Raw genomic sequence first — 14,750 nt, 5'->3', positions numbered from 1 at the left:
TACTTTCGGAAAAATATCCTGAAAGGCTCTTACTTTTTACCTTCACCGTTTGAAGGAGAACTCGTAGAACCTGCATTACCCTTACCATCACCCAGTCTTTTACCGGTTCTAGATTGGTAGACGCTTATGATTGCCTGTTTTTCTTTTTGGCGATTCTTCTCTTCTGATTCGTTCAATACTTCCAGACAATCGTCCCAGTATTTTACTTCCTCAGGAGTTAGATAGTCTGTTTCCAAAACTTTATTTTTAGTAAGTTTCTCCTCAGATTCCAATTTTCCTTCTTTGGATTTTTCCAAAAGGATCTTTGCTTTATAAAGTTGTAACAGACCTTGTTTAGCAAAATATAAATTCTGTCCATGGTTTCCGACTTCTCTTTCTAATTTAGCCGCCTGCCAAGTATCCCTATAGATTTGAAGATGTTTTTCCATTACGGGGATATATTGTTTGCCAGGTGCATCTGTATTTAGTTTCAGATCCACAACCTTAGGTTGGATATCTTTCTCCAAAGCATCGGAACGATTGAACACTTCTTTTGCCTGAGCTTCTGCAAGTTGGTCCAACTTGGATTTTAAAGTTTGGAATTGGTTTCCCGCAGGTTCCCATTCTCCTCTTTGAAAAGTAGATTCTGCCTTTGAATAATCTGCAAGGCAGGTATCCCAGTCCGCCTTCTTCCCAAAATTTAAAAGACTGGTCCTAAGATATCGTAAAGACACCCAAGATTTTTTACGCAAAGAATATGCTCTGGATTTAGGGTCTACATTGGAGTTAGTCGGTTTGGTCTCCGGACTATCACTAGGCGCGGTCTTCTTAGCTTCTTGGGAATAAGAAGAAGTGGAGACCACAACAGAGACAAGAATTACCAAAACTAGGGTACGTTTAGAGAAGAATGATCTAAGAAATAAATTCATTGGTTCGATCCGTGCGAACATTGATACTGGGAAAAGGAGTGTCTGGCAAGGCTTTTCTTTCAGAATGGATATATGCTTATTCTGAGATCCCAATCTCCCAGAAGAAAAGAGATCTTACAGTCCTTAGGGTTACATTTCAAAATCCTACCTTTGCCCATAGACGAAACTAGTCTACACCAAGAAACACCTGTTCGTTATTTGGAAAGAATCACTCTAGCAAAACTTGGAGCTAAGCCGGACGATCCGGAAGAAGTGATCTTAGCCTCAGACACAATCGTTGTTTTTCAAAATAAGATACTGCAAAAACCTGCGGATGAATCAGAAGCATTTTCCATGATCTCAGAACTTTCTGGAAAAACACATCAAGTGTATTCGGGGTTAGGTATAATGACTAAGAACGAAAAAATTTTCGATTACGATGTTTCAGAAGTGGAATTCTATTCTTGGAACAAATCTGAAATTTTAGAATATATTAAAATTTGCAAACCGTACGATAAGGCGGGATCTTACGGTATTCAAGATCCGAATTCACCTGCTAAAAAATTTCAAGGATCATATTCGAATATCCTAGGATTTCCGATCCGTAAATTTTTCTTATACCATACTATTTGGAGCAGGTTTCTCTGATTTTTAATTAAAGAAGAAGGGAATTAAACGTAAAGATCTAGGAATCTACCCTTTGAAACGGAAGATTCTTGGGGAGCAGAACTTCCTTCTGGGCCGTATAATTTCAGAGATTTTCCTAAATCAGAAAAATCCCTTTGGCGGATAGGTTCGATCGCCGGAACTCTAGACTGATTCAGGATCGGTTTGATATAAGTAAGGTAATCTTCTTGGGCAGAAATTCTTTGAACGCCGTCGCTGATTCTCATAACAATAACCTATATAAAAGATCGGAAAAATATCGGATCTACTTTAGGAAAAGAATCGGATCATCCGCTTGACTAACTGCGAAATCCTTCCAGGATGATTTCCGTGGCCGATACCAAAGTTTCGAATTCTTACGAGAATCTGATCGATTTTCTGCACAAGACTAAGCCCAGCCTAGAATCCTTGCCCCAGGTTCTATTTGTGGTCTCTCAGGATTCTTATGAATTCGGTGTAGTTAGTGACCTATACAAAACAGCTTATAAAAAAAGTGCTGATCCTTATGAGATCGTAGTATTCGTTGCTGAGCCGGGAGATCTGGAAAATTTTCAGAACGAAGCTGGGAACCTGGACATGTTCGCTGCCCAGAAATTATTTATCATCAAGTCAGGCGTTACATTCTTCAAACCTTGGTTGGGAAAAACAAAATCCAAAACTTCACCTAAATCTTTTTCAGTTCCAGAGACGGTAAGGATTCTTATTCATTATGATCATTGGGATCTTCCTAAAGAATTGGTTTCCATATTCGGAGACAAGGTTTCTCATTTTAAATCTTCAAAAATATTTCCGGATAAAAGAAAGGAAGCCTTCTTAAGAGCCTCCAAAGAAGTAGAAGTCAAATTAGACGAAGAAGCAGAAGAAGAATTTTTGCTCAAAGTAAATCCTAGTGCTGGGGCTTACTTAAAGAATCTTGAGAAACTGAAATTATACTTAGGTAAAAAAAGTTTCAATCTTGCCGACTTAAAAGAAGTATTATTCCAAAGTTCAGAATTCAGTTCTTCCGAAATTGTGGATTATTTTTTCGAAAAGGATTATGGAAGATTTTCCAGGGAATTTTCAAAATTCAAAATAGGGAAGGACTCGCTTCTTATTTTTCTTTCCCTTGTAAAAGACCATTTAGATAAATTAAGGATTTATAAAATCATTCTAAGAATGTATGATAAGGTCCTAAGTGAAAAGGAACAATCAGACCTGCTTGGGATAGGTGCTTATTCTCCCGCTAGAAAAAATCACACTTTCAAAAGACTCAGAAAAGAAAGTTCTGCATTTAACGATCTGGAAATCAAAGAACTATACGAGTTCTTATTGGAAATGAACCAAAAGATAAAAACAGGGTCCGAAAAAGAAGAAACTGTGTATTATTTCTTCAGGAAGATGGAAGATTTTTTCCATCCTCGGAATCGAACAATTCGAACTCGGTAATCTTTCTGTAAATCGTTCTTTCAGAAATCCCTAATATTCTCGCAGCCTTCTCTCTGTTCCCATTTACCAAGATCAAATTGCGTCTGATAATTTCTCTTTCATAATCTCTGAGAGGAATTCCAGTGCGAACGGTAAGATTATCGTTCTGTTTATATCCTGTTTCGAATAGTTCTGGAGGAAGATGTTTTGTATCCAGAGTCTTCACGTTATGCATGGAGACCATTGCTTCCAATAAATTCTTTAGCTGATGAAGATTACCCGGATAATCATACTCCAGTAGGAACTTTCCTAACTTTTCCGAAATTTTAATATTCTTCCGATTATACCTTTTACCAATCAGATCCAGAAAGAATCGGGTCAGCGGCGGAATATCTTCCTTTCTTTCTCTTAACATAGGAATTTTCACCTGAAGAGTTTGTATCTCTGTCATCAGTGATTCCTGCAATCTACCGGATTTTACTTTTTCAGTAAGATCGGGTTGATCAGAAAGTAAGTATCTATTCTTACCTTTTTCATTCCGTATCTTTTGTAAAAGTTGCACTTGAAAACTAGGATTCAAATTTGAGAAGGCTTCTAAAAAAATCGTAACCCCAGCTTTCCCGTCTAACTTGGAAAAGATCTCAGAGGTTTCTTCTTCCGACTCGGAAACGGAAAAATCAAAAACCTGATATTGTGGAAACCTATCTTTGCAGAAGGAATGAAACAGATATCCTAAATAACTTTTTCCGGTTCCCGATTCTCCTAAAAACAAGATAGGTAAATCGGAAGAGACCGCTTGTTTCATGCGGTCCAGAATTTTACGGGTAGAAGGGGATAATGCAATAAAATTAGATTCTTCCATGGCTCTGCTACGGCTGAGAAACTTCCAGGATCTCTCCCTTTACTAAACAATCGAATTTGAATTTTTCCGTATTTCTTAAATAATTTCGAGCAACGGAAGGATCACATTCTAAAATTTTAGCAGTAGAGAAAGTATATCGTTCTAACGAATCCGGTATTACTTCGACCCCCTCCGACGAAAAAGAGGATGAAAGAAACGTAACCGCCCATACTCCTTTTTTTCCTTCTGAAAATCCGGATAGGTTCGGAACTCGGATCCAGAATGCCTTAGACCCTGATTTGACTAAAACCTTCGGAAAATTTCCGAAATATTCTGAATTGGAAGCTTCACTTACGGAAGAAGAGAATAAAGATGCAAAATTACTGCGAACAGGCTCAGAAGTGAGGATCTTTTCCTTCTTCACTTCTTCATAAATACTCCCTAAACTCCATGGATTTAAGAATTCTCCCAAGGAATACTTACCTGCGAATTCCACTTTTTCGAAAGAAGAATCCTCAATTTTCATTTTTGGATCTGGGGAAGCTCCGGTGCTGTATAATTTTCCCTCTTTGAATACGAGAGTTTTAGAATCTCTCGGAGTTACAATTTTCTGGAAATAAGAAACTTCTCTGAATTCTGCTCCTCTTTTTGCGGCTTCTTTATGTTCCCTACGTGCCTCCGGCCCGGCATAAGAAGAATATAGAATGGAAACTTTCGCTCCTATCTGACTCAAACCCTCGATCGCTGCACCGTATCCTGCAATTGAATTAGAAGACTTAGCATTAGTCAGAATGCTGATCATCCTTTCCTTCTTCTTTCCTGGAGAATCTTCCGAACTTAGAATCCTTCTTAATCGAAGAAGTGCATTTGTAAGATCTTGGGTATTGGATTTTCCTTCTGATTTAAAATCCTTCCATTGTTTGATGAATTCTGAACGACTAGATTCAGGAAAAACTTTGGAGCCATTCTCACTAAAAACAACTAAACGAAATTTTGTTTCGGGTTGCCAAGAGATCGCTTCCAATTGCGACATAAATTCTTTTCTTTCAGGCGCATAAGAATAAGAAGAATCAAGTACGATGATCTGTGATTTCGCGGCTTTAACCGGTTCTCTGGAATATTCTTTTATTTTTTTCTTGGGAACCAAAGGAAAAGAATCCTTGGTCAACTTCTCTAAAGTCTCGAACAGATCCTTTCTGCCTATGATGGAATATTCTTCCATTTTAGAAAGATTACAATCGTACACAGAGCGATCGATCCTGATCTTTTCTTCGATAGCTAATTGGTCTCGAACTACATAATCCGGTTTAAGCCTAGAGCAAGTTTGTTTAAATTTCTCTCTAGATATCTGAGGGATTAGAAAATCTTTTATTTCTGGATCTGAATTTGGAGAGAGTTGCTCTTTTATCTCAAGAGAATAGATCCTGGTCGCATAGAACTGTCCTAATTTTGCCAACTCGTAAGGCTTTTCTCCAGTTCCTTCTAAAGATTGAGGAGCTTGTCCTTCCCAATTTCCAGGAAGAAATACAACTGTCGTCGCTATTGCGTCGCTAGCCGCCAGGGTTAGCAGAACAAAAAGATAATTTCGGAAATTTTTTGACAATTGTGCGCTGCGAATAAATATTTTTTTACCAAAAAGTTGGCTGCTTTTAATTTTAAACGTATTCATTAAAAAATGGCTTGCGGAATCCGTTTAATGGATATATTCCTCAATTCCATCTGATCAAGGAGAAAATGATGATCAAGAAAGTAATCGTTATTGCACTGTCTGCTGCATTACTTACCTACTGCGGAGCTAATACCGCTCAAAAAGATGCTACTTCCGTTGGTGACGGAGGATGGTCTTTCGAAGGCTGGGGTGGACCACCTGAGCAAAGAAACGACGGTAAAACTCCAAGAGATACCAATCCTAAAGACTATTATTACATGAAGTTCGCTTCTCGCGCATCTGCTAAAGCTGTTGCGAAGAAAAGTCTCGCTATGATGCAATCTACTTGCCGCGAAGCTTCTCGCTTACAAGGCGCTTCCGACGTAGTTAAGAAAATGGTTGGTGAAACTGTTGAATCAGCATCCGGAGTTTCCGACGGTGAAGCAACTGCTTCCGTTATCGTTGGTACTTCTGCAGGTATCGTTAAAGGAGTAGGAGTTTACGAGTGTAAAGCTACTGGTCCAGGTTCCGATCCAGCAGATGTTTCTAAAGACAACTGGGAAGAATGCCAGTGTGTTATTTACGCTAAATTTCCAGGTGGACGCGACGCTCTCGTAGCTAAAGCTCAAGAAATCGGTAAATAATATTTAGTTCGAGTTTTTACTCTAACTGAAATGGAAAACCCCGCCTCCAAAAAGGTGGGGTTTTTTATTTCTGCACAGTAGAACGTAAAAAAAAATGAGTCCGATCATTACGATTGAGGAAACAAATTTCAATTAAATGAATATTAAGAAAGTATTCGTTATTATCGTGTCTATTGTATCACTTACCTTTTGCGGAGCAAATGCTGCTCGAAAAGATGCTATATCTGTCATTTATGACGTATGGTCTTTCGAAGGCTGGGGTGGACCACCTGAGCAAAGAAATGATGGTAAAACTCCAAAAGATACAAGTCCTAAAGACTATTATTACATGAAGTTCGCTTCCCGCGCATCTGCTAAAGCTGTTGCGAAGAAAAATCGTGTGATGATTCAATCCACTTGCCGAGAAGCCGCGCGCCTACAAGGCACTCCTGACTTAATTAGGAAAATGCAAAGTGAACATCACACTACAGAGAAGTTCTCCTCTAACGAATCCCGTCAAGGGTTAACTACCGATTGTAACCCTTCTATGTCTGCATCACTCAGTCAAAGTATAAAAGTTTACGAATGTAAAGCTATTGGTCCGGGTTCAGATCCAGCAGATGTTTCAAAAGACAACTGGGAAGAATGCCAGTGTGTTATTTACGCTAAATTTCCAGGTGGACGCGACGCTCTCGTAGCTAAAGCTCAAGAAATCGGTAAATAATAATTTAGTTCGAGTTTTTACTCTAACTGAAATGGAAAACCCCGCCTCCAAAAAGGTGGGGTTTTTTATTTTAAGCCTTATTTATTCTGTTGGTTGTTGTTCGGAAAGAGTTAAGCCGAACTCAGTCGCAAGAGAATTCACAGATTCCTGAAAAATATCTCCTTTCTCGAAAACTGTTTTCAAAGCAGCGGTTGCTCCCTTCTTCAATTCTTCCTGTTTGGCAAGATCAGTCGTTTTATTGAGTTCGATCAATTTTAAACTAGCTGCTTTCAGATTTCTAACACTATCCCCCAAAAGAGGATCTCTGGAAATATTAGAGGAAACTGGTTGGATCCAAATATCATGCAGGTTGTTTAACTTTCCACCTTTCAAGATGGAACCGCTACAGCGAACCTTGGAAAACTCACCGCTAGCTTCGGATTCAAAGCAGGACATTCCCTTTTCTAGCTTACCTTTAGATGGAGAAGTAAGAGAATTTTTTGCAAACGCTGTATCCCCATCTCCTACAACAAATAGAACTGCATCATAAAAGTTTTTGAGAAGAGCGAAACCTTCTTTTCCGTCTACTGTTTTCAATTTTAGATAATCGGTTACTGTTTTATTCCCTTTAGCATCCGTAAATTCGAAAGGAACGATTTCTAGTCCGTTAACTTCTTCGTTTTCGTAAACTAAAGTAACTTGTTCCGATTTTTCTTTAGTTCCCGGCTTTTTATAAACGTATTGGTCGCCGCCGGAATATTTTGTTCCTACGATCTGTGCAATCGGGGTTTCTTCTTTCTTTTTATCGCAAGCGAGTAATGCAAGTATGGTGAATATGAGTGCAATGGCTCTCATCAAATTCCTCCTAGAAGGAATTATGAGCTTATTTTAGAAAACCTTTGTCAATCTGAATCCTAATGGATTAAGAAACAAGACTCAAACTGTTTTGGGCCTCGTGCAGTATTTGAATCAACTTTTCTGGATCTTCCATTTTGAGAAGTTCCAGACGTTTAGATTCCACTTCTTTTCGAGATTGTATATAACGCACCAAATGTTTTCTAAGAAGGATTAAACCGTACTTATCCCCGAAGGTTTCTCGCATCAACTGCAAATGATTTAAGGTCGTAGATACGATTTCCTCGAAACTTAAATTTTCTTTTTTGATATTAGAGAATATCCAAGGGTTACCGATCGAATTCCTACCTACCAAAACCCCGTCTACTTTAGATTCCTCTTTTCTGCGAACTGCTTCTTCGTAACTGCTTACGTCTCCGTTTCCAAAGATAGGGACTTTTCTTTCCGACTTGATATCTGCGATCGCATCCCAATCTGCTTTTCCAGAATATCCCATTTCACGGGTTCTTCCGTGAACTGAGATTGCCATTACCCCGGATTCTTCTAAAATCCGGGAGACTTCCATATAATTTCGGGAAGAATCATCCCAGCCTAAGCGGATCTTTGCGGTCACCGGTATATCCAGTGCCTTTCTCATTTCTTCTATTATCTTTCCCGCATATACAGGTTTGCGGAGAAGTCCCACACCGGAGCCACGCATGGAAACATTTCGAGCAGGGCAGCCCATATTTAAGTCTATAATGTCTGGATTTAATTCGCGGATCCTTTTGGCAGCATCTACGATGATTTCAAGTTTGTTGCCGAAGATCTGGAAAGTTATCGGTCTTTCTTCTTCACGAAAACGTAATAGAGATAATGCTTTTTTAGATCCGACTGCTAAACTATCGGTGGAGACAAATTCAGTGTAGGAAAATGCAGATCCATATCTGCGCGCCATGGTTCTTGTCGGGCTATCACTGATCCCGGCCATCGGCGACATGGCCAACCAACCGGGAATTTCGACAGAACCGATGCGGATCATTTTTCTTTGCTTTCACGAATCACGGTACAATCTTGGACCCTATCATTGTCCTTGATGTCTACGACTCTGACTCCTACCGCAGTTCTTCCCATTTTGGAGATTTGGTTTGCTTCTGTTCTGATGACCATTCCTTGCTGGGTGACTAAGATAATCTCATCTTCTTCTCCCACGGAACTTACCGCTACAGCTGCACCGTTTTTCTCTCCCACTTTCAAGAAGGCCATTCCTTTGCCTCCTCTTCCTTTGGTCCCAAACTCTTCAAAGCCTAGGCGTTTTCCGTAACCATTTTCAGAGATCACGAATAGATCGTCACCTTCTACAACTTTAGAAAGCCCCACTATTGCATCTTCTTTGGAAAGTCTCATCCCCGTTACACCTTGGGCGGTTCTTCCTTGAGCACGGATTGTATCCATTTCAATTCTAAGTGCAAGTCCGTTAGCGGAGAAGATCATAACATTATCTCCTTTTATGACAGAGATTACTTCAATAAGTTGATCTCCATCTCTAAGACCGATCGCAATGATACCTGATTTCTTAACATTACCGAATTCGGATAATTCTACTCTTTTGATAAATCCGTTCTTGGTAACAAGAAGCAGATCTTTTCCTTTGTCTTCTTCTTTGAATGTGAAGATCGCAGAAACAGTCTCGTTCTCTCCAAGACCGATGATTGCCTTTAAGGATTTTCCTCTGGCTTCTTTCGAAGCTTGAGGAAGTTCGTAAGCCTTCATCATATAGACTTTTCCGATATTGGAGAAGAACATCACATTATCGTGGGTCATAGCGGTTTTCATGATCTTGACCACGTCTTCTCTTTTCTGAGAAAGTCCTTGGATCCCTTTTCCGCCACGTCTCTGTCTTTTGAAAGTATCGAGAGGAAGTCTTTTTATGAATTGGTCATAAGTAATTTGTAATACAACTTCTTCGTCGGCGATCAGATCTTCCGCGTTGAAAGTAGAAGATTCTACACTTTCTAAACTAATATCCGTCTTTCTTTTGTTTCCGAATTTTTCAGAAACTTCGGCCAATTCGGTGCAAACTATGTCAGACACTCTTTCAGGTTTTGCGAGAATATCTTTCAGATCCATAATTAGAGCTCGAACTTCTTCCAACTCATCGATTACTTTTTGGACTTCCAAAGAAGTTAATCTTTGCAGTCTCATCTCCAGGATCGCATCAGCTTGGACATCTGAAAGAACGAATCGAGCCATCAATTGTTCTTTTGCTTCCGCAGCATTTTTAGATGCGCGGATTACTTTAATCACTTCTTCGATATTCTCGAGAGCAATCTTCAATCCTTCTAAGATATGAGCACGTTTTTCGGCCTTATCTAGATCAAATTGGGTTCTGCGAACAATTACTTCTTTTCTGTGAATCGAATAAGCAACCAGGATCTCTTTAATATTAAAGATCTTAGGTTTATTATCCAAGATCGCAAGCATTGTGATCCCGTAACTTACTTGCAGTTGAGTAAGTTTTAGAAGTTGATTCAAGATCACTTGAGCATTTGCATCTTTTTTAATATGGATCTCTACCCTGATCCCTTTTCTATCGGATAGATCTAAAATTTCAGAAATTCCTTCGACTTGTTTTTCGTTAACAAGCTCGCCGATTCTTTCGAGAAGAGTTTTTTTATTTACTTGGTAAGGAATTTCGGTAACTACGATTACTTCTCTGCCTTTTTTATTCTCTTCTATTTCTACTTTTGAACGGATCCGAATGGAACCTTTACCGGAGTGATATGCCGATAATAAACCTTCTCCGCCTATAATCGTTCCGCCCGTTGGAAAGTCCGGACCCGGCATTATTTTAAGAAGTTCTGATATACTTACGTCAGGATTTTTAATTACCGTGATAACAGCTTCGATCGTTTCTTTTAAGTTATGAGGAGGAATGTTTGTAGCCATTCCCACTGCAATTCCGGAAGAACCGTTTACTAATAAGTTAGGAAAGTTTGCAGGAAGTACATCCGGCTGCTGTTTTGTATCATCGAAGTTAGGGGAAAAGTTTACAGTTTCCTTTTCAATATCTCTTAAAAGTTCTTCCGCAACTTTTGCAAGTCTTGCTTCGGTATATCGATATGCTGCAGGGTTATCTCCGTCAATTGATCCGTAGTTTCCTTGCCCATCAATGAGAGGAACTCGAAGAGAAAATTCTTGGACCATACGAACTAATGCATCGTATACGGAGCTATCTCCATGTGGGTGATAATTACCTAATACTTCTCCGACGATTTTTGCACATTTAACGTAAGGGCGGTCACTTCTCCAGGCCCTTTCATTCATTGCATGCAAAATACGTCTGTGGACCGGCTTTAAACCGTCTCTGACGTCAGGCAAAGCTCTTCCTACAATTACGCTCATCGCATAACCAAGGTAGGCTTCTTTCATTTGGTCTTCAATTTCGACAGGAATTACCCTGACGCCATTCTTCAATGCATCACCAATATCAGGACGAGAAGAAAGACTGAATCCTAAAGTTTTTGTTTCGTTCTCTAGCTCTTCGCTCATTTGTATTTAGAATTTCCTATTACCAATATATTAAAGATCAAGGTTCGCAACTTTTGCAGCGTTAACCTCGATAAAGCGACGTCTTGGATTTACCTCGTCGCCCATAAGTATATTAAATGTATCTTCTGCTTCCACATAATCATCGAGTTTTACTTTTAGAACGACTCGTTTTTCAGGATCCATAGTTGTTTCCCAAAGTTGTTCTGGATTCATCTCACCCAAACCTTTATATCGTTGGATGACTGCCTTTTCTGTTCCCAGAGATTTTAAATATTCATCCTTCTCTTTGTCAGAAAATAGATAAGTGGATGTCTTACCGTGTTTGATCAAATAGAGAGGAGGCTGAGCAACGTATAGAAAACCTTTTTCTATGATCGGCTTCATATAACGAAAGAAGAATGTAAGAAGCAATGTACGAATATGAGAACCATCTATATCCGCATCCGTCATAATAAAAATCTTATGATAACGAGCTTTATCTACATTAAATTCATCTTCTCCGATTCCGGTTCCTAATGCGGAAACTAATGTACGAATCTCTTCATTACCAAGAATTTTATCTAAACGAGCTTTTTCCACGTTCAGAATTTTTCCTTTTAGAGGAAGAATTGCCTGGTAATGTCTATCTCGTCCTTGTTTCGCTGAACCACCCGCAGAGTCGCCCTCTACAATATATAGTTCAGAAGCAGCTGGATCTTTTTCGGAACAGTCAGCCAATTTTCCAGGAAGACCTCCACCTTCTAATACTGACTTACGACGAGTTAGATCGCGGGCCTTACGAGCGGCCTCACGCGCCTTAGCTGATAATATACATTTTTCTAATATCTTTTTAGTGATCGCTGGATTCTCTTCGAAGAAAAGAGAAAGACCTTCTCCAGTTAGAGTTTGCATGATCCCTTTGATCTCTGCGTTTACTAATTTTTCTTTTGTCTGAGAGTTAAACTGAGGTTGAGGAATTTTTACTGAGATTACCGCGGTGATCCCTTCTTTTAAATCCTCTCCTGATAATGCAGTAGGCTGTTTTTTTACAAGTTGCTGATCTTTCTTTAAGAAATCATTAAGAGTTCTAGTTAAAGCAGCGCGAAAACCTTCTAAGTGAGTTCCACCCAAGTTATTGTTTATATTATTGGTGAAACAAAAAATATTTTCAGAATATGTATCTGAGTATTGGATTGCGATTTCCGCGACGACATCATCTTTATTTCTTTCGAAGTGAATAGTCTTGTGAAGTGGATGTTTGTTCTCGTTCAGATATTCTACGAAAGAAACGATACCACCATCGAATATGAACTCGTGTTTTTCGGAATCTGACTTTCTTTTGTCCTGAACAATTAGTTTTAGACCCTTATTCAAAAATGCCAATTCTCTAAAACGAGAAGTTAGCACATCAAAATGAAATTCAGTTGTAGTGAAGATGCTTGCATCCGGCTTGAATCGAACAACCGTACCTCTTTCGGTAGTGTCTCCAATTACATTTACAGGGCCTTGAGGCACGCCTCTGGAATACTTTTGCTGATGGATCTTTCCATTTTGGTAAACTTCCACTTCCAATGATTCGGAAAGTGCGTTAACTACAGATACCCCAACTCCATGGAGTCCGCCGGAAACCTTATAGGCGTCATTCTCGAACTTACCACCGGCATGTAGAATGGTCATAACGACTTCGATAGTGGAGATATTTTTTTCAGGGTGGATGGCTACCGGAATTCCTCGCCCATTGTCTTTTACTTCGATTATATTATCAGGAAGAATGGAGATAGTGATCTCTGTACAATGACCAGCCATTGCTTCGTCCACAGAGTTATCAACTACCTCATAGACCATTTTATGAAGACCGGTCTCATCTTGGGTCCCGATATACATTCCGGGGCGCTTACGTACAGCCTCTAATCCTTCTAGGATTTTGATCTGACCTGCGCTATAACTGCTTTCTGTTTGGCTCATTGGTCCTCCGGAATCTAGGAATAGTTTTCCTGAATTCGCTAAGGAGGCAAGGAAATTCGGCTTATTATTCAGAAAGAATGTCCTTCTCAGAGGAATTCAATCAGCTCTAAAAGTCTTTTTTTTGCGATAGGATCTGTTTCTTTTTCAGCTAGAGAAACTAGGTTTTGTTTGCCCTCCAATCCGGTTTTATCTGCAGTATATGAGGGTGATTTTTGTCTTTTAGGAGTGAGATTGCCGATCCTAATTTCAATTTTTTTTACTACATCTCTTCCTAAGTAACGAGCAGAATAACTTAGGATCCTCTTTCTCATAAAAAGGATCTCTTGTTTGTATGCAGAGTGAACTGTTATTATAACCAACACATCTCCGTTTAACGCAAATGGTTCTGAATGATTTGCATATACCGGACCTATTATGTCGACCCAACGTTTAGCTAAAGTTTGGACTGCGATCTTTTCCGCTAAACTTTCTTCTGTTAGCCCCAAGTTTTGAAGAATGTTTTTGAACTCCTGAGGAGCTATTTTTTGTATCTTAGATTCTTCTTTCATTGATAAGGAGTAACTAGTCCGTTTTTGACTACAAAGATCTGTTTTTCATCTTCCAATCTTCCCACATAATCGGAGATACCTTCCAGGTCAGTCGTAGTAAAAAAAGCCTGTCCTGAATTCAAAACAAGATCCACAAAATATTCTCTTCTTTTCACATCCAATTCTCGAATTACGTCATCGATTAGAAGGATAGGTGTTCTCCCTAATTTCCTGCGATAATACTCGAAAGCGGCTGCTTTAAGAGAAATTACAGTACTTCTTTTTTGACCCTGAGAAGCGAAATCCATAATATCTCGATTATCTTCCCCGATATACAAATCGTCCCTGTGAATTCCTACAGAAGTATAACCTAGTTTTCGATCTCTATTAATATTTCTTTGTAAGGTTTCTTTAAAATTTTCCAGATCGAAAAAGCTGGGCTTGTATTCAAGAGTTAGATTATCCCTTCCACCACTGAGTTTTTTTAGATTTTCTCTATAAATAGGATCGAATTCTAAAATGAATTCTTTTCTTTTATTAAAAATGCTGATCCCTTTTTCTATCAGTCTTTGATTCCAAATTTCGTAAAGACCAGGATCAGAAGATCCACTTTTTAAAAGCGCATTTCTCTGCTTTAAGATACGATTATATTCTATTAGATCATTTAAGTAAGAAGGATCTAAAGAAGAAAGTAGACTGTCCAAAAACCTTCTTCTTTCAGAAGGCCCACCTTCGACTATCACTAGATCCAAAGGAGTCATTAAAACACTTAGGAACTTTCCAACTAAGTCGGATCTTTTTTTAACTTCTTCTTGATTGAATTTAAGTTTGCGGCGACTAACCGGTTTTTTAGAAAAACCTAATTCATAAATTTCTCTTTTATGATCTCTATCAACTTCGCCTTTGATATAATATCCGTCTGAGTTCCAACGGATTAAATTTCCTTCTTCTGATTCTCTAAAACTTTTTAGCCAAGAGATCATAGAGATTGCTTCGAGTAAGTTTGTTTTTCCTTCTCCGTTTTCTCCCACAAAGAAAATAAGCCTGGAATGGAACTCCAGGCTTATCTGTTCGTGATTTCTGAAATTGAGAAGCCTTAGGCTTCGTAAAAACACGGATCT

14 protein-coding genes are annotated in these 14,750 nt (G+C 39.0%); 4 read left to right on the top strand and 10 right to left on the bottom strand.

Annotated features, from left to right (window positions below):
• Positions 1 to 29 precede the first annotated feature (29 nt).
• A complete protein-coding gene (locus tag EHO65_RS16200) occupies positions 30 to 908 on the bottom strand; it encodes a hypothetical protein (RefSeq protein WP_135775588.1) in 879 nt (292 codons plus the stop codon).
• A 72-nt stretch (positions 909 to 980) separates the two neighbouring features.
• Here EHO65_RS16200 and EHO65_RS16195 point away from each other — a divergent pair, with 72 nt between their 5' ends.
• Positions 981 to 1,535 (top strand): Maf family protein, encoded by a 555-nt coding sequence (locus EHO65_RS16195; protein ID WP_135775587.1) that lies wholly within the window; start codon positions 981 to 983, stop codon positions 1,533 to 1,535.
• Between the two features lie 23 nt (positions 1,536 to 1,558).
• On the opposite strand, the gene EHO65_RS16190 is transcribed toward EHO65_RS16195, so the two are convergent.
• The gene (locus EHO65_RS16190) at positions 1,559 to 1,780 is read right to left on the bottom strand and encodes a hypothetical protein (protein ID WP_135775586.1); all 222 of its coding nucleotides are present in this window, start codon (positions 1,778 to 1,780) and stop codon (positions 1,559 to 1,561) included.
• Between the two features lie 94 nt (positions 1,781 to 1,874).
• On the opposite strand from EHO65_RS16190, the gene EHO65_RS16185 reads away from it, so the two are divergent.
• Positions 1,875 to 2,978: a DNA polymerase III subunit delta gene (locus EHO65_RS16185; protein WP_135775585.1), complete on the top strand. Its 1,104-nt coding sequence runs from the start codon at positions 1,875 to 1,877 to the stop codon at positions 2,976 to 2,978.
• Here EHO65_RS16185 and EHO65_RS16180 read toward each other — a convergent pair.
• Together EHO65_RS16180 and EHO65_RS16175 are read right to left on the bottom strand one after the other, a co-directional pair.
• The gene (locus EHO65_RS16180; protein ID WP_135775584.1) at positions 2,923 to 3,819 is read right to left on the bottom strand and encodes an AAA-type ATPase lid domain-containing protein; all 897 of its coding nucleotides are present in this window, start codon (positions 3,817 to 3,819) and stop codon (positions 2,923 to 2,925) included. The genes EHO65_RS16185 and EHO65_RS16180 overlap by 56 nt on opposite strands.
• 7 nt (positions 3,820 to 3,826) lie before the next feature.
• Positions 3,827 to 5,401 carry an LIC10012 family protein gene (locus tag EHO65_RS16175; protein WP_135775583.1) on the bottom strand — a complete coding sequence of 525 codons (1,575 nt, stop codon included), beginning with the start codon at positions 5,399 to 5,401 and terminating at the stop codon, positions 3,827 to 3,829.
• A gap of 134 nt (positions 5,402 to 5,535) precedes the next feature.
• Between EHO65_RS16175 and EHO65_RS16170 the strand changes: the two genes are divergently transcribed.
• Positions 5,536 to 6,090, top strand: a complete 555-nt coding sequence (locus tag EHO65_RS16170; protein ID WP_135775703.1) for a lipoprotein LipL21 — start codon at positions 5,536 to 5,538, stop codon at positions 6,088 to 6,090.
• Positions 6,091 to 6,226: 136 nt separating this feature from the next.
• Entirely contained in the window at positions 6,227 to 6,793 is a 567-nt protein-coding gene (locus EHO65_RS16165; RefSeq protein WP_135775582.1) for a lipoprotein LipL21, read from the top strand.
• Between the two features lie 81 nt (positions 6,794 to 6,874).
• Here the strand turns inward: EHO65_RS16165 and lenA are convergent, their stop codons facing one another.
• From lenA to recF, 6 genes are all read right to left on the bottom strand, one after another.
• Positions 6,875 to 7,627 carry a lipoprotein LenA gene (gene lenA / locus EHO65_RS16160; protein ID WP_135775581.1) on the bottom strand — a complete coding sequence of 251 codons (753 nt, stop codon included), beginning with the start codon at positions 7,625 to 7,627 and terminating at the stop codon, positions 6,875 to 6,877.
• 67 nt (positions 7,628 to 7,694) lie between these two features.
• Positions 7,695 to 8,648, bottom strand: coding sequence for a tRNA dihydrouridine synthase DusB (gene dusB, locus EHO65_RS16155; protein ID WP_135775580.1), 954 nt, complete (start codon positions 8,646 to 8,648; stop codon positions 7,695 to 7,697).
• On the bottom strand, positions 8,645 to 11,158 hold the full coding sequence (gene gyrA, locus EHO65_RS16150) for a DNA gyrase subunit A (protein ID WP_135775579.1): 2,514 nt from the start codon (positions 11,156 to 11,158) through the stop codon (positions 8,645 to 8,647). The genes dusB and gyrA overlap by 4 nt, the downstream gene beginning before the upstream one ends.
• Before the next feature lie 30 nt (positions 11,159 to 11,188).
• A complete protein-coding gene (gene gyrB / locus EHO65_RS16145; protein ID WP_135775578.1) occupies positions 11,189 to 13,102 on the bottom strand; it encodes a DNA topoisomerase (ATP-hydrolyzing) subunit B in 1,914 nt (637 codons plus the stop codon).
• A gap of 86 nt (positions 13,103 to 13,188) precedes the next feature.
• Positions 13,189 to 13,650: a DciA family protein gene (locus EHO65_RS16140; protein WP_135775577.1), complete on the bottom strand. Its 462-nt coding sequence runs from the start codon at positions 13,648 to 13,650 to the stop codon at positions 13,189 to 13,191.
• On the bottom strand, positions 13,647 to 14,744 hold the full coding sequence (recF, locus tag EHO65_RS16135) for a DNA replication/repair protein RecF (RefSeq protein ID WP_135678340.1): 1,098 nt from the start codon (positions 14,742 to 14,744) through the stop codon (positions 13,647 to 13,649). Before recF ends, EHO65_RS16140 begins: the two co-directional genes overlap by 4 nt.
• Between the last annotated feature and the right edge of the window lie 6 nt (positions 14,745 to 14,750).

It is taken from the genome of Leptospira andrefontaineae (genome assembly GCF_004770105.1).
GTDB classification, from domain to species: domain Bacteria; phylum Spirochaetota; class Leptospiria; order Leptospirales; family Leptospiraceae; genus Leptospira_B; species Leptospira_B andrefontaineae.
The sequence above is the reverse complement of the archived record's forward strand: the minus strand, read 5'-3'. Positions and strand labels throughout refer to the sequence as shown.